Genomic DNA, 15,783 nt, shown 5'->3' on the forward strand with positions numbered 1-15,783 from the left:
GTTATTTATAATTACTTCACAAACGGATCAATCAAACCGATACTGCCATCAGCTTTATGATCCAGTTGGGTTACTTTAACGTTGCGCAGGTGGTTTTTGCCTGATAGCTCGGTATCATGGTAAAACAGGTACCATTTGCCTTTAAACTCGATGATAGAGTGGTGGGTTGTCCAGCCTTGTACAGGTTTTAAAAACACACCCTGGTACACAAATTTACCCATCGGTTTATCGCCAATGGCATAGCATAAATAATGCGTATCGCCTGTGCTGTAGGTAAAGTAGTATTTGCCGTTAAACTTGTGCATAAATGATCCTTCAAAAAACCTGCGGTCGTGGTCTTTACCCAGCAGTTGCTTGCCGTCTTTATCAACCAACACCACATCCTGTGCTTTACCGTCAAAATGCAGCATATCCTTGCTTAGCTTGGCTACTTTACAGCTTAGGGCCGGTTTATCATCCTGTTTCAAATCGGTTTTTGAGCCGTTAGCGTCGTACTTGCCGGTGGCCCATTTTTGCAGCTGACCGCCCCAAATGCCACCAAAGTACATATAGCTGCTGCCATCGTCATCAGTAAATACGGCAGGGTCAATACTGTATGCGCCCTCAATAGGCTTAGGCTCGGCCTTAAACGGACCAACAGGGCTCTTTGAGGTAGCCGCTCCTATCCTAAACGAACCTTGCTTATCGCGCACCGGGAAATACAGGTAATAAGTGCCGCTTTTATAAGCCGCGTCAGGCGCCCACATTTGCTTGCTTGCCCAAGGCACGTCCTTAACATCTAAAGCCACACCGTTATCGGTAACCTTACCGCCAACGCTATCCATTGATAGTACGTGGTAATCGCGCATGGCGTACTGGTCGCCGTTATCATTATCGGCAATACCCGCGTCAATATCATGCGACGGGTAAACATATATCTTCCCGTTAAACACATGGGCGGATGGGTCGGCGGTGTAAATATTCTTTACCAAGGGCTCGCTCAAATATTTGGGAGCCGGTTTAGCCGCGGTCGAGTCCGCAGCGGTGGAAGCTGTTTTTGCTTTTTGCTCGCATCCTGCCGCGCTAATCAGCACAGCTAATGCCACTACCGCAGGTAGCTTTGTTTTAAATTGGTTGTACATATATTGGTTTAATTGGTTTAATGGAATAAATATAGCGCAATTATACTAAAAACGTATTTGAGTTATACTTTATATAACACCATCGTCGGCAAAGCTGTAATAGCTTTCGTTGGTGATAATTAAATGGTCGTACACGCCTATATCCAGCATTTTACCGGCATTAGCTATTTTTTTGGTAAGGTCGATATCCTGCTGACTGGGCTTTAAACTACCCGAGGGATGGTTGTGCACCAATATTATAGCCACCGCGTTATGCTGCAACGCTATATTAAATATAATTTTAGGATCGGCCACGGTGCCGTTTATGCCTCCCCTGCTTATCAGTTCTTTAGCTATAACCTTGTTTGATTGTGCCAGCAGCACAATCCAAAACTCCTCGTGGTTAAGGTCAACCAGGTGGCGGCGCATAATATTGTAAGTGTCCGCGCTAAATTTGATGATATCCGGCTGCTTAACTTCGGCGTCGTTGCGCCTGCGGCCAATCTCCAGCGCGGCAATTATGGATATGGCTTTGGCTTCGCCGATGCCTTTAAATTTGGATAGTTCGTTTATGGATGCCTTGCCCAGATTGTTAAGGTCATTACCGTAATGGTGCAGTATGCGTTTGCTTAGCTCAACCGCGGTTTCGGTACGACTGCCCGACCCTATCAGGATAGCTATCAGCTCGGCATCAGTTAATGAGCGTCTGCCCTTGCTGCTTAGCTTCTCGCGCGGACGGTCTTCCTCGGCCCAGGCCTTTATACTGATGTTGTTATTATAGTTTTGCACGCGTAAGCAGGTTGATTGATCAAGTATAGTGAAAATATATAAAAATATACATGCCTGTATGGCATTTTCACTCACCCCACCAACAAATTACACCCTCTGATATCCGCATTGTCAAACCGCCCCAATACCTCAAAGCTATCATCGGCATAAACCCTGCCCAGATCCTGCGTGGCAATGAACGAGCAGGAGTTAATATTGGCGAGGTCAATCACATTAACGCCGCCGGCTTTATCGGTGTTTAATAAACTCATTGGGTCGTTGGTATCACGGGTAATAACGCGCATCCAGGGCGGGCAATTAAATATGCCGTTACCTTTGGAGTAAGCTTGCGATAATAATTCCGTCATGCCATATTCCGAATGGATAGCATCCACCCCAAAGCCCTTACATAAGGTTTCGTGTAGTTCCTCGCGTATCATTTCCTTACGACGGCCCTTCATGCCACCTGTTTCCATTACGATCAATTCAGGAAAGTTAAAGCTGTATTGCTCAACAAAATCAAGCAGGGCAAAGGTTACACCAATAAGCAATATTGGCTTTTTTGCTTCCTGTTGTTTTTTAAGCTGATGGGCCAGCTCTTCATGATTATATAAAAAGAAACCGCTATCAGGGTTAGCCGATTGCTGTATCAAATCATTAGCCATATAAATAAGCGACGAGCCGTCGCGCTCCAGGTACGATGGCAGCAGGGCCAGTATGGTATAATCTTTTATATCGCCATAAAACAGCTTAAAAGCAGCGCGAAAACTATCCTCATACCAGCTAACATCAGTTACCTTATGACTGCTGGTTATCATGCCCGTAGTACCCGAGCTGGTGAACGTAACCTGTACATTATCCGTACTGCTCAATACATCGCGCGATTTAAAAAACTCAATAGGCAAAAAAGGAATTTGTTGTATTGATGTTATTTCAACAGGGTTTATGTTCAATCCTTTGATGAAATCGCGATAAACCGCACAATTTTCGGCCTGGTGCTTAAAAACCTTTAATGCGGCGACTTCAAACTCCTGTTTATTGCTGATAGAAAATATTTGTGGCTTACCGGGTTTACTCATTGCCGGGCTATCCTTTTATTTATCCTTTTTATCAAACCGGGGCCTTCATAAATAAAGCCGGTGTATAATTGTATAAGCGATGCGCCGGCGTTTAGTTTTTCTATAGCATCCTCAGGCGAATGTATGCCCCCTACCCCTATTATGGGGAACGCGCCTTTTGATTTTTGGGCGATGTATTTTATAACTTCTGTTGAGCGTTGGGTTAACGGCTTGCCGCTTAGGCCGCCAGTCTCATCTTTTGCGGATGAGGTTAACCCTTCCCTGCTGATGGTGGTATTGGTAGCTATTAGTCCGGCTATGCCGCTGCCGGTTACTATCTCTACAATATCGTCTAACTGCTCGTTGGTTAGGTCCGGGGCAATTTTTAGCAGGATGGGGCGGCTTATGCCGTTTTTATGATTACGCTGCTGCAAGGTGTTTAACAACTGCATTAGCGGCTCCTTTTCCTGCAATTCGCGCAGGCCGGGTGTATTGGGCGAGCTTACATTCACCACAAAATAGTCAACCACATCAAACAGGCGGTCAAAGCATTTAATATAATCACTAACAGCATCCTCGTTGGGTGTTACCTTATTTTTTCCGATGTTACCACCTATTATCACACCTTGCTGTGCAGCAGGGCGATTTTTGCGGTAAGTAGCAATGCGCTGGGCCACCACATCAACCCCCAGGTTATTAAAACCCATGCGGTTAATTAGCGCGCCATCGGCGGGCAGGCGAAACATGCGCGGCTTGGGGTTGCCCGGTTGCGGCAACGGCGTTACCGTGCCTACTTCAATAAAGCCAAAACCAAGGTTAGCCATTTCGTTAATTATTTCGCCATTTTTATCAAAACCGGCGGCCAAACCTACCGGGTTTTTAAATTTGAGGCCAAATACTTCTCTTTCTAAACCTGCATCTTTTGCATCCCAAAGCGCCCGACTCAATGCCGCTCCACCCGGAAACTTATTAAACCGTTTTAGGTTACGGGTTACAAAATAATGTACCTTTTCCGGGTCGAACTGAAATAGTATGGGTTTGATAAGCGAATACATGCCGCGAAGTTACTTTTTTTGGTTCATGGTTCATAGATGATGGTTCATAGTTTTTAGATCCTGGTTTTTAAATGTAGCCGTTTTACTAACCCGTTTGTTTACTCACCCCCGCCCCTCTCTATACTAGAGAGGGGAGCCACGTGCGCAGGCCACAAGCCCCTCTTTACCTATTGCAATCCCCTCTCTAGCATAGAGAGGGTGGTCGAGCGAAGCAAAGACCGGGTGAGTCTACCTCCATACAAGAATTTTATTTTGAATTAAAAGAATACCTATATTAGCTTATCAAGTTCATGGGCGCCAATTACCATGAACTATTAACCATGAACTATGAACCAACAACTATGAACCCAAAAAACAACCGTCGTAATTTTATTAAAACCGCGTCAATAGGTACGCTTGCCGCTATAAGTTTACCCCAAATTGCCGCATCGGCCTTTGCCGAGGCTAATGCGAAAGGAAAAAAGGTAACGATTCAAAAAGGTGACATTATCCTGCTGCAAGGCGATTCGATAACCGATAGCGGGCGCAGCAAACAACGTCAGGAAGCTAATATGGCTCAATCATTAGGTAATGGCTACGCCCTCAATGTGGCGGGTACGTTATTATTGAAAAACCCGGAGAAGGACCTTAAAATACATAACCGAGGCATAAGCGGCAATAAAGTTTACCAACTGGCCGACCGCTGGCAGGCCGATTGTATTGATATTAAACCCAACATTTTAAGCATCCACATTGGCGTTAATGATTTTTGGCATACCATAACAAACAATTATAAAGGCACTATACAAACTTATATTGACGATTATAAAAAACTGCTGGATTCCACCAAACGACAGTTGCCCGATGTAAAGCTCATCATCTGCGAACCTTACGCGGTATTGGGTGTAAAATCTGTCGACGAAAAGTGGTACCCCACGTTTGACCTATTCAGGCAGGCAGCATTAGACATTGCTAACCAATACGAAGCCCCGTTTGTACCCTACCAGGCCGCCTTTGATAAAGCCATAAAACTGGCACCACCCGCCTACTGGACGGTAGACGGCGTACACCCCTCAGTTGCCGGGGCAGCATTGATGGCGCAGGCGTGGTTGGAAGCGGTGAAGTATTAGTGATTTGTGATTGGTTAACTAGAGATTAGTACATGGAAAACAAACCATATTCCTTCAAAAAGTTGTTTTGGATTTATACATTTTGCTTCATGCCATTATGTGTTCTTGGAGGAATTTTAGCATTATTTAATATATCTGCTGTGACTTTTAATGACACAAAACGATATGGTTTTGAAGGTTTTATAATAGCAATTTTATTTATTCCTTTTTTTGCCTTAGTATGGGCTACGATGAATTGTTTGGCATTAAATTTCGGAAATAGGCTTTATAGTAAGTTTAATGACAGGTTTATTAATAGATAGTTCAAAACAACTAATCTCTAATCACCAATCACTAATCTCCCTTTTTAAGCCCGCTTAAAAACCGTATCTTTGCGGCCGAAATGATTGCTATTAATAACCTTACGTTCGAGATTGGCGCGCGGGCATTATATGATGAAGCCAACTGGCATATTAAACCCGGAGAAAAAATTGGCCTTATTGGCGCTAACGGTACCGGAAAAACCACCCTTTTAAAAATTATTGTAGGCGATTATAAGCCTACATCGGGCACCATATCAATGGCTAAGGACCTCACCATGGGTTACCTTAACCAGGATCTGTTGTCATACTCTTCCGATAAAAATATTGTGCATGTGGCTATGGAGGCTTTTGAGCGCCAAAACCAATTGCATGATGAGATTGAGGTATTGCTACAAAAGCTGGAAACCGATTATACCGAGGATTTACTACATAAACTAAGCGACAAGCAGCACGAGTTTGAACTGCTTGACGGATACAATATTGAATACAAGGCCCATGAAATTTTAGCGGGTTTAGGTTTTAGCGAGGCTGATTGTCAGCGCAAACTAAGCACATTTTCGGGTGGGTGGCGCATGCGCGTAATGCTGGCCAAAATACTTTTACAGGCCCCTGATATTTTATTGCTGGATGAGCCTACCAACCACTTAGACTTACCATCCATACAATGGCTGGAAGATTATTTAAAAGCATTTGAAGGCGCCATAGTAATCGTATCGCACGACAGGTGGTTTTTAGATAAAGTGATCAACCGTACGGTTGAATCGCGCAAAGGCAAGTTGAATGTTTACTCGGGCAATTATTCTTTTTATTTAGAGGAGAAGGCGCTGCGGGCAGAGATACAACGTGGTGAGTTTAAAAACCAGCAGTCAAAAATAAAACAGGAAGAGCGATTGATTGAGCGTTTCCGCGCCAAAGCATCCAAAGCAAAAATGGCACAGTCGCGTATCAAAATGCTGGATAAAATGGAGCGTGTGGATGATGTGGACGATGATAATCCTGAGGTTAACTTCCGCTTTAAATTTAGCAGGCAATCAGGTCGACATGTAAGCACTTTGGAGCATATCACCAAAAAATACCCTGCAATTGATATTTTGGATGATGCCGAAGCCATTATAGAAAAAGGTGATAAAATAGCCCTGATAGGTGCAAACGGCAAGGGTAAATCAACCTTGTTACGTATTATAGCAGGTGCTGATAAAGATTTTGAAGGCACAGCTATTACCGGCCATAATGTTACCCAAACATTCTTTGCGCAGCACCAATTGGAGAGCCTGCATTTAGAGCACCAAATATTACAAGAATTACAGGCTTTCGCCCCAAAACATACCGATACCGAGCTGCGCTCGATATTAGGATCATTCCTGTTTACAGGCGATGATGTATTTAAAAAGATCAAAGTATTGTCGGGCGGTGAAAAATCACGTGTGGCATTAGCCAAAGCATTAACTGCTGATGCCAATTTCCTGGTACTGGATGAGCCTACAAACCACCTGGATATGGCATCGGTTAATATATTGATCCAGGCACTGCAACAATACGAAGGCACATTGATCGTGGTATCGCACGATAGGTATTTCCTGGATAATGTGGCCAATAAAATATGGTTTATTGAGGACCAAAAAATAAAGGTTTACCCGGGCACATACGCCGAGTATGATGTTTGGTACGCCAAGCGCAAATTGGAACCAAAGGCGGCGTTACCTCAGCCTAAAAAGGAAGAAAAAAAGCCGGAGCCTGCAAAAGTGCAAGCCGGAGAGAATAAACATCAGCAGCTAAAAAAACTGAATCAGGAATTGGCCAAATTAGAAGAACAGGCCGGTGTATTAGAGGGCGAAGTAAGGGCTTTTAATGAAAAGCTGTCTGACAAATCAATATATAACGATACCGTAAAACTGAAAAGCACCAAGCAAGACTACGCCGCAAAACAGGCCGAGCTAAAACAGGTACAGGAAAAATGGGAGGCATTAGCCGAGCAGATAATGGAGTTGGAGGCGTAGTAGCGTAATTGCCCTATTTCATTTCGAGCATATAAAGCCCTTTTTTAAGTATTATTGCAGTATGAAAAAGTGTATCTGCTTCGTTTTACTTTTACTGTCTACCAGGAGTTTTGCACAGTCTTTTGACAACAATGTATATAACCCTGCCATAAAAAGTGTGGAGTTTTACAACACAGCCAAAGTGGCTTCATTTCCGGTTATTGCATTAAACTCTAAAGAGCAGGTTTTATTGGCCTTTGACGACCTGCGGGGTAGCAGCCGTAACTACTATTATACCATACAGCATTGCGATAGTAAATGGAACTTGTCTAACATTTCGCCTGCCGAATATCTGCAGGGTTTTGCCGAGGACCAGATAACCGATTACACCTATTCAACCAATACCAAACAAAAATATACTCACTACGAACTTAAGCTACCCAATGCCAACATTATCCCTAAAATAGCAGGCAACTATATTTTAAAGGTTTATGAAAGCGGCGATCAGGCAAACCCCATACTTACCCGCAGGCTGTATATTGTAGGTGCTAAAGGTTCATTGTCGGGCGAAATTGTACCTACCAATAATCCCTCCTTAAGGCAAACCAACCAAAAAATAAATTTCCAGGTTGATTTGGGCAACCTGCAGGTGCAAAACCCTAACAATGATGTGCGGGCATTGATCATGCAAAATGGCCGGAGCGAAACCGGGCAATGGACGACACAGCCATCGTCCATCAGAGGATCGCAGCTGGTATACGATGATGTGTATACCAATGATTTTGCAGGGCGAAATGAGTTCAGGCATTTTGATACCAGGACATTAAAATTAAAATCAGACCGTATTGGGCAGATATATCGCGACACATCGTACACGGTAATGCTGCTGGGCGACCCGAGCCGTAACCTGCCCAACTATTCGTTTTTATATGATAATGATGGCAACTTCTTTATATTAAATCAAGACGGTTACGATGCTAAGCGCGATGGCGATTATGCCCATGTTTATTTTAGCCTGGCTGCCAACAAAACGCCGCAAGATGGTGATGCATATATCGTGGGCCGCTTTAACGATTTTAAAATTGACGAGCGCAGCAAACTACAATACGAACCCGTAAAGGGCCGCTTTTATACCGACCTTTTTTTAAAACAAGGCGTATATGATTACCAATACGTTTGGGTTGGCCACGATAAAAAGCCCGACGATATAGCATTAGAGGGCAATTATTTTGAAACTGAAAACGAATACCAGATACTGGTGTATTACCGCCCTGCCAGCGCACGCTGGGAAGAGTTGATAGGTTACCGGTTATTAAATAACAAGAAGTAATATAATTATCTTCGTTAATGAAACAACTCCAATCTGTTAATTATACCAAATGGTTATACCTGTTTACAGGCGTTGCTATAGTTATTAATTTAACTGGATTGTTTACGCCCATACTGGGGCCAGATGCTACGCTGTACGCCACTATTGCCAAAACCATGGTGCAGCGCAATAATTATGTTGACCTATTTGCCTACGGCAAGGATTGGCTGGATAAGCCCCACTTCCCTTTTTGGATAACGGCCCTGTCTTTCAAGCTGTTTGGCTTTACTACCTGGGCCTATAAACTGCCCGGCATTTTATTTATGCTGATGGGTGCCTGGTATACCTTTTTGTTTGCAAAGGCTTTATACAATAAACAAATTGCTTTATGGGCAGTGTTGATATTGCTAACTGCCCAGCACATCGTCCTGTCAAATAACGACGTGCGTGCTGAGCCTTATTTAACCGGGCTCATCATAGCTTCGGTATATCACTTTTACAAAAGCTATACACCTCATAATTTTTGGCATTTGCTGGCGGGCTGTTTATTTGCCGCCGGTGCCATCATGACCAAGGGTATGTTTGCGCTGATACCAATAGGTGGCGCTGTAGTTGGGCATTTTATAATTACCAAACAATGGCAACGGTTGTTCGCGTGGCGATGGCTTATAGCGGCTGTGTTGGTATTTATTTTCATCCTACCAGAATTATATTGCCTTTATCAGCAATTTGACCTCCACCCCGAAAAACTGGTTTTTGACCACCACAACGTATCCGGCATAAAATTCTTTTTTTGGGATAGCCAATTTGGCCGCTTTTTTAATACCGGCCCCATAAGAGGGCACGGCGACCCCTCGTTTTTTATACATACCACCTTATGGGCGTTTTTGCCCTGGTCGTTATTATTGTTTGCGGCTATATTTCAATTTATTAAAAAAGGCCGTAAAAATATTGAGGCGCATGAGTGGTATTGCATTAGCGGGGCGCTATTAACCTTTTTATTATTCTCGGCGTCCAAATTCCAACTGCCGCATTATTTAAATATTGTGTTCCCGTTTTTCGCCATAATTACGGCACAATATCTATCCAACATAAAAAACAACCTAAATGCTATTCGTATTACACAGCTGATTGTTATCGCACTCATGCTAACAGCTATAGCAGCTTTACAGTATTATTTTAACGCCGCTACCTTTAGCGACCCCAGCAGGTTTTGGATGGCGCTGTTGTTTGGGGCGCTGTTGTTTTTACCGCAAAGACTTACAGACAACCTCATCCAGAAAATCATTTTCCAAACCTTGCTTACCTCATTCATCGTTAATATATATTTAAACATGGTATTTTATCCAAACCTGGCGCATTACCAGGCGGGCAGCGAGGCGGCAGTTTGGATAAATGAGCATAATGATAAAAAGTACCCCATTGCACAAATAGACGATTACTACCCCACCGCCATGGGGTTTTATAGCAATACACCCGTAATTAATTTAGATGCGGATGGCAATAGCCCCTTACCTAAAGGCGCATTTTTACTATATGCCCCAAGTACCGTTATTACTGCGTTAACCGCCAAAGGCTGGCACATACAATCGCTTAAAACCTTTAAACGTTATTGGGTTACTCGTTTAAAACCAGCCTTTTTAAACGAGGCAACCCGGGGAACCGAATTGAGTTTAATGGAAGTAGTTTTGGTAACTAAATAGCTGAGCGATTTAATTATAAATCCTACTTTTGCCTTCAATGAATACTACACTGAAAAACAAATACGACAGCATAATTTTTGATCTGGATGGCACCCTTTGGGACAGCACCAGCAATGTGGCCAAAGCCTGGCAACAGGCTAAAGAAGAAGTTGGTTATGTGAAGGATGATTTTACCAGGGAAACCGTACGCTCCATAACAGGGATGACCTACAAGGCCATTTTTGAAAAGCTATTACCCTATCTGACCGAAGAAAAACGCGAAGCATTTAAGGCCATAGCTGCTAAATATGAACTGGAGACCCTATATACTGTGGGTGGCGAACTTTATCCTGAACTGGAAGATACGCTAAAACATTTATCCCAAAATTACAAGCTTTACATTGTGAGTAATTGCCAAAGTGGGTATATTGAAGTGTTTTTTAAAACCAGTGGTCTGGAACATTATTTTGGCGGGCACCAATGTTACGGCACCAAAAATTTACCAAAGGCCCATAATATACGCGATATAGTAAAAGACCATAACTTGCAGGCCCCGGTGTATGTTGGCGACACCATGGGCGATTATAATGCCGCCACCGAGGCAGGTGTGCCATTTATATTTGCCGCTTATGGTTTTGGCGAGGTTGAAAAGGACCAGATAGCTACGTTAACTCAATTTAATGAGTTGAAGGGATTGTTGTAAACCTTTTTGTTAAGAATAAGGTTACCATAAAAACAAAACTCATTCAAATCCCCTCTCTAGAATAGAGAGGGTGGTCGAGCGAAGCAAAGACCGGGTGAGTTAAATTGAGCGTTATGAAAATATCCAAATACCTCCATTCATGCCTTGTTTTTAAAGAGGATGGCTATAAGCTACTGATAGATCCGGGTAAGTTTACCTTCGCCGAGGGTATAGTTAAGCCTGAGCATTTTGCCGATGTAAACAGTATCATTATTACACATATCCATCCCGATCATTTAGATACCGAAAACCTGACCATAATAGCTAAGCTAAGCGGTGCAAGCATTTTAGCTAATGAGCAGGTAGGCGAAAAGCTGACCGAGGCAAACATACCCTTTGAATTATTATGCAATGGCACGCAGCAGTTGGGCCCTTTTAAACTAGAAGCCTTTACGGTTGTACATGAATTAATATTGGATAACCCGCTACCCTTAATGACAGGGCTGTTAATAAACGACAAGGTGCTGCACCCGGTTGATTCGATAGAAGATAGCCTATTGAAATATAAAGGCGTTGAATTGCTTTTGATGGTAACCATGGCACCTTTTACTACTGAACCACGCATAGCTGCCTTTGCTGATAAGTTACAACCCAAACAAATACTACCTGTACATGATGGCTATGCTAAGGAGTTTTTTATTAAACAGCGTTACCAGGCTTATACCAAACATTTTGATAAGCAGGGCATCAAATTCCATCAAATTTACCAGCCGGGAGATAGCATAACCATAGCATAAAAACTATAATGATTTATTGCAGTTTCTTTACCAGATCAACACCTAAGTTATCGGTGCTTTCATCGGCATTTGATAAAATTACTACGGCAAGGTTTTTAACCGGGTTTAAAGCAATGAAACTGCTGCTGCCACCCGTACCCCCGCTATGATAATAATAATCAACCCCGTTTATAATACTGATATGCCAGCCCAAACCCACGCGGGCATCATTATTTAAAGTGATCTGGTGCGTTAAGTTAATAGCTTTGTAAAGCGGCCCAGTACCTTTAGTATTCATATTGGCCTTTGCATATAACAGCATATCGCCAATACTTGAGCGTAAAGAGCCCGCCGAAGCCAGGGCATCAAAGTCCCAGGCCTGTGTAATATTGCCATCGCTGTCATAAACCTGCGCAAACCGCGAGGCTATCATGGGGTATAAGTGTTGTACAGTGCTTTTCATGCCCAACGGCTTAGTAATTATCTCGCTAACCATTTGCTCAAAAGACTTGCCACTCACTTTTTCCAGGATTACCCCTAACAGCCCAACAGCCATGTTTGAGTATTGGTACTTTTCGCCGGGTTTGCTATTAAGGCTGCATTTTGCCAGATAATCAAACAGTAATTGCCGGTTATAATTTTGATATGGATTACCCTGATCGTAAGGTCTTTGTAAGCTAAAATTATCAGGTATACCTGGCAAACCTGATGTATGGTTACTTAAATTAACCAGCTTTATATTAGCCAGCGCCGTGTTAGCAGCTACTGTCGGCGGTAAAAACTTAATGATAGGATCATTTAAGCTGATCTTGCCCTGATTAACATAATAAGCCAGCAGCGTAGCCGTAAATGTTTTGGTGATAGATCCTAACTCGAATATGGTATTATTATCAGGCAGATTTTTATTACCTCTGGCCGTTTCGCCATAACTGTAAATGCTGGTTTTGCCGTCTTTAATAATACCTATGTTAAGACCAACCGTATTTGATTTTTGTATGTATAACCGCGCTAATGAATCTACAAGCTTATCCATCGCCGAAACCATCGGGTTTGATGTAGGCACTTTATAATTTTTAATGGTTGGCTTATTTCTTGCCGGCTGAAAAACAAGCGTTTGTATTTTATCGGTTTCGTCCAATATCATTATCAGGTGATAAGTAATCGCGTCAAACTGCACATTATACATCGCCTGGTTATTATTAATAAAGCTGATAAGCGAGTCGGACTTGATCTGGCCATAAGGGAACATATCTCTTTCCATTATATCCCGCAAAGTTTGGGAGTGTATCACACTTTTATACTTACTACCCATAAGCGCGTATAAACCCGCTGCATCTTTATCATTAATACGGGCTTTTACCAATTTAAAAACCGAATCTGTTTTAAGTTGCTGGCGGCTTTGTGCCGATGCTATTACGCACATACAAGCCAATAACGCGATAGCGATAAACCGGGAAATAAATTTCATGCGTTAAATTTACGGAGTTTGACCGGCCAATAAAAAAAGTACCGCCATACGTATAGCCACACCATTTTCTACCTGGTCGAGTATAATGGATTGCTTGCTATCGGCTACATCACTCGTTATTTCAACCCCTCTGTTAATTGGGCCGGGGTGCATTACGGTGATCTCTTTATCCAGCGAGTTCAGTATTTGCTTGTTCAATCCATAAAGCATGGTATACTCGCGCAGCGAAGGGAAATATTTTATATCCTGACGTTCTAACTGTATGCGCAGCATATTGGCTACGTCGCACCAGTTAAGGGCTTTTATCAGGTTGTGCTCAACCTTTACCCCTAAGGAGTCAATGTATTTGGGGATAAGCGTGGTCGGCCCGCAAACCATTACTTCGGCACCCAATTGCTTAAGGCAAAGTATGTTGGAAAGGGCAACCCGCGAGTGCAATATATCGCCCACAATAACTACTTTTTTGCCTGCCACATCGCCATATTTTTCGCGGATGGAGAAGGCGTCCAACAAGGCTTGTGTAGGGTGCTCGTGCGCGCCATCACCGGCATTTACTATCTGGGCCTTAACATGTTTGGATAAAAAGGTAGCAGCCCCTGCATAAGGGTGTCGCATAACTACCATATCCACCTTCATTGCCAGTATGTTATTTACGGTATCTATCAAGGTTTCGCCTTTGCTTACTGATGAGGAGGAAGCGGCGAAGTTTACCACATCTGCAGATAAACGCTTCTCGGCTAGCTCAAATGATAAACGGGTACGGGTAGAGTTTTCAAAAAATATATTGGCAATGGTTACATCGCGCAGCGATGGGACTTTCTTTATCGGGCGGTTTAATACCGTTTTAAAATTATCAGCTGTTTCAAATATCAGCTCGATATCCTGTCGGTTTAAATCTTTTATTCCTAATAAATGTCTCGTGCTAAGTCCAGCCATTGGTTATTTATCTATTTTTCAAGCGTCATTGCGAGCGTCAGCGTGGCAATCTCTACACGACAGGTCGCAAACCTGCACAAGGGAATGTCCTATTTAGAGATTGCCACGTCGTTTCACTCCTCGCAATGACGCTTGTTTTTCATTTTATATTTTAAATCCGAAATCGAACATCCGAAATTCGAAATCACTTCTCTGATATCAATACTATCTTATCCTCCCCATCTGTTTCCTTCCAGCTTACTACCACTTTTTGCGATGCAATTGAATCAACTTCGATACCCACATAATCTGCAGCTACCGGTATATGGCGCGAGTAACGGCGGTCAACCAGGGTTAACAACTCTACCTTATCCGGGCGACCAAAAGCCAGCATGGCATCCATAGCGGCACGTATGGTTCGGCCTGTCCACAACACATCATCCATCATGATCACTTTTTTGCCTTCAATAATAAAATCTATCTTGGTTTGATTGGGCACCAGCTGTGATTCTCTCCTGCGGAAATCATCCCGGTAAAAGGTGATGTCCAGGTCGCCTTGCTCAATTTTGCTATCCGGTAATATTTTGCGCAATTCTTCAGCTACACGCTTGGCCAAGTAAATACCACGGGGCTGTATACCTATTAATACCGAACCTGAAAAATCATTATGATTTTCAATTAACTGACGACATAAACGCTGAATAGTGATTTGAAATTTTTGACCGTCGAGCAGCGTAAGGTTTTGCATCGTTTGGGTGGATTTGGGCAAATGTAGAAAATAGTTTTGAGTTTTAGGTTATGAGTGTTGAGTTTCTTATTAAATCAAAGCCACAAAAAAGCCCCCACGTTAAACCGTGGGGCTTGTATAATTTAAAAGTTGTCCTAAAGCTTATTATGTGTTATGCATTTGGCTTTATCAATTCAACTTCTATAAATATTTGATGCAGGTGATTAAAGTCGGTATCAGTAGTTACTAATTTCAAACCAAGCAATGCTGCAATGGAGGCTATCCACAAATCATTCTTCCCCATATTTCTTGGTGTTGCAAAAGGATAGTTTAAATAAGCTGGATTTCGTCGTTGAGAAAAAGAATCTATCTCGGCATAGGTATCTGCTAAAACCTCGTTAACCTCAACAATTATAGCTTCATCTAATATTGAATTTATTACCTGCCATTTCTTTTTGCCCCAATTATTTTGTAATGCAATTGATTTCAATTCGCCAATTGAGACGATAGAAATAAATATCTTTTGATTCTCAGGATCAATTATTTGTGCCAAAAACTTACGACTTGGATCTTTGGCAAGATAAATTAGAATATTGGTATCGAGCAATAAGTTCATTTGCCTTCACTCAGCATTTTTATCGCTTCAGAGGCCTCCTCTTCAGTAAGAAAAGCATCTTTTGGTAATGCTTTCAACCGGCTCCCGATAGATTCAGGACTTTTACCCATTTTATTGGCAAAAGCAGTTGCGCCACCGGCAGCTATTATATCAGCTATGGAATATGATCGATGACCGGGAAACGGACTAACTTCTTCTGATATTTTATTGTTTCTTCTTTCCACTTTATGCCCCTTTCTA

Annotated in this window: 16 protein-coding genes; 7 read left to right on the plus strand and 9 right to left on the minus strand. The window is 42.6% G+C overall.

The window, feature by feature from the left end; genetic code table 11:
- Positions 1–11: 11 nt before the first annotated feature.
- The 4 genes from ABI367_RS07130 to ABI367_RS07145 form a co-directional block, all read right to left on the minus strand.
- A complete protein-coding gene (locus ABI367_RS07130; protein ID WP_462228905.1) occupies positions 12–1,121 on the minus strand; it encodes a glycoside hydrolase family 43 protein in 1,110 nt (369 codons plus the stop codon).
- A gap of 69 nt (positions 1,122–1,190) precedes the next feature.
- Positions 1,191–1,889: a RadC family protein gene (gene radC / locus ABI367_RS07135; RefSeq protein WP_462228907.1), complete on the minus strand. Its 699-nt coding sequence runs from the start codon at positions 1,887–1,889 to the stop codon at positions 1,191–1,193.
- A 71-nt stretch (positions 1,890–1,960) separates the two neighbouring features.
- Complete coding sequence (locus tag ABI367_RS07140; RefSeq protein ID WP_462228909.1) at positions 1,961–2,947, minus strand: LuxE/PaaK family acyltransferase; 987 nt, start codon at positions 2,945–2,947, stop codon at positions 1,961–1,963.
- Positions 2,944–3,981 (minus strand): quinone-dependent dihydroorotate dehydrogenase, encoded by a 1,038-nt coding sequence (locus tag ABI367_RS07145; protein WP_462228911.1) that lies wholly within the window; start codon positions 3,979–3,981, stop codon positions 2,944–2,946. The genes ABI367_RS07140 and ABI367_RS07145 overlap by 4 nt, the downstream gene beginning before the upstream one ends.
- A gap of 320 nt (positions 3,982–4,301) precedes the next feature.
- Here ABI367_RS07145 and ABI367_RS07150 point away from each other — a divergent pair, with 320 nt between their 5' ends.
- From ABI367_RS07150 to ABI367_RS07180, 7 genes are all read left to right on the plus strand, one after another.
- Positions 4,302–5,090, plus strand: coding sequence for an SGNH/GDSL hydrolase family protein (locus ABI367_RS07150; protein ID WP_462258061.1), 789 nt, complete (start codon positions 4,302–4,304; stop codon positions 5,088–5,090).
- Between the two features lie 32 nt (positions 5,091–5,122).
- Entirely contained in the window at positions 5,123–5,392 is a 270-nt protein-coding gene (locus ABI367_RS07155) for a hypothetical protein (protein ID WP_462228915.1), read from the plus strand.
- A gap of 80 nt (positions 5,393–5,472) precedes the next feature.
- Positions 5,473–7,389, plus strand: coding sequence for a ribosomal protection-like ABC-F family protein (gene abc-f, locus ABI367_RS07160; protein WP_462228917.1), 1,917 nt, complete (start codon positions 5,473–5,475; stop codon positions 7,387–7,389).
- 61 nt (positions 7,390–7,450) lie between these two features.
- Positions 7,451–8,698 carry a type IX secretion system plug protein gene (locus ABI367_RS07165; protein WP_462228919.1) on the plus strand — a complete coding sequence of 416 codons (1,248 nt, stop codon included), beginning with the start codon at positions 7,451–7,453 and terminating at the stop codon, positions 8,696–8,698.
- A gap of 17 nt (positions 8,699–8,715) precedes the next feature.
- A complete protein-coding gene (locus ABI367_RS07170) occupies positions 8,716–10,380 on the plus strand; it encodes an ArnT family glycosyltransferase (RefSeq protein WP_462228921.1) in 1,665 nt (554 codons plus the stop codon).
- A 37-nt stretch (positions 10,381–10,417) separates the two neighbouring features.
- Positions 10,418–11,062 carry an HAD family hydrolase gene (locus ABI367_RS07175; protein WP_462228923.1) on the plus strand — a complete coding sequence of 215 codons (645 nt, stop codon included), beginning with the start codon at positions 10,418–10,420 and terminating at the stop codon, positions 11,060–11,062.
- A 113-nt stretch (positions 11,063–11,175) separates the two neighbouring features.
- The gene (locus tag ABI367_RS07180) at positions 11,176–11,838 is read left to right on the plus strand and encodes an MBL fold metallo-hydrolase (RefSeq protein ID WP_462228925.1); all 663 of its coding nucleotides are present in this window, start codon (positions 11,176–11,178) and stop codon (positions 11,836–11,838) included.
- Between the two features lie 13 nt (positions 11,839–11,851).
- On the opposite strand, the gene ABI367_RS07185 is transcribed toward ABI367_RS07180, so the two are convergent.
- From ABI367_RS07185 to ABI367_RS07205, 5 genes are all read right to left on the minus strand, one after another.
- The gene (locus tag ABI367_RS07185) at positions 11,852–13,285 is read right to left on the minus strand and encodes a serine hydrolase domain-containing protein (protein ID WP_462228927.1); all 1,434 of its coding nucleotides are present in this window, start codon (positions 13,283–13,285) and stop codon (positions 11,852–11,854) included.
- Between the two features lie 9 nt (positions 13,286–13,294).
- Positions 13,295–14,221 (minus strand): aspartate carbamoyltransferase catalytic subunit, encoded by a 927-nt coding sequence (locus ABI367_RS07190; protein ID WP_462228930.1) that lies wholly within the window; start codon positions 14,219–14,221, stop codon positions 13,295–13,297.
- Positions 14,222–14,405: 184 nt separating this feature from the next.
- Complete coding sequence (pyrR, locus tag ABI367_RS07195) at positions 14,406–14,948, minus strand: bifunctional pyr operon transcriptional regulator/uracil phosphoribosyltransferase PyrR (RefSeq protein ID WP_462228932.1); 543 nt, start codon at positions 14,946–14,948, stop codon at positions 14,406–14,408.
- A gap of 151 nt (positions 14,949–15,099) precedes the next feature.
- Positions 15,100–15,543 (minus strand): type II toxin-antitoxin system VapC family toxin, encoded by a 444-nt coding sequence (locus ABI367_RS07200; protein ID WP_462228934.1) that lies wholly within the window; start codon positions 15,541–15,543, stop codon positions 15,100–15,102.
- The gene (locus ABI367_RS07205) at positions 15,540–15,767 is read right to left on the minus strand and encodes a hypothetical protein (RefSeq protein ID WP_462228936.1); all 228 of its coding nucleotides are present in this window, start codon (positions 15,765–15,767) and stop codon (positions 15,540–15,542) included. Before ABI367_RS07205 ends, ABI367_RS07200 begins: the two co-directional genes overlap by 4 nt.
- Positions 15,768–15,783: the final 16 nt, after the last annotated feature.

The sequence above is a fragment of the Mucilaginibacter sp. genome, assembly GCF_039935595.1.
Taxonomy (GTDB): domain Bacteria; phylum Bacteroidota; class Bacteroidia; order Sphingobacteriales; family Sphingobacteriaceae; genus Mucilaginibacter.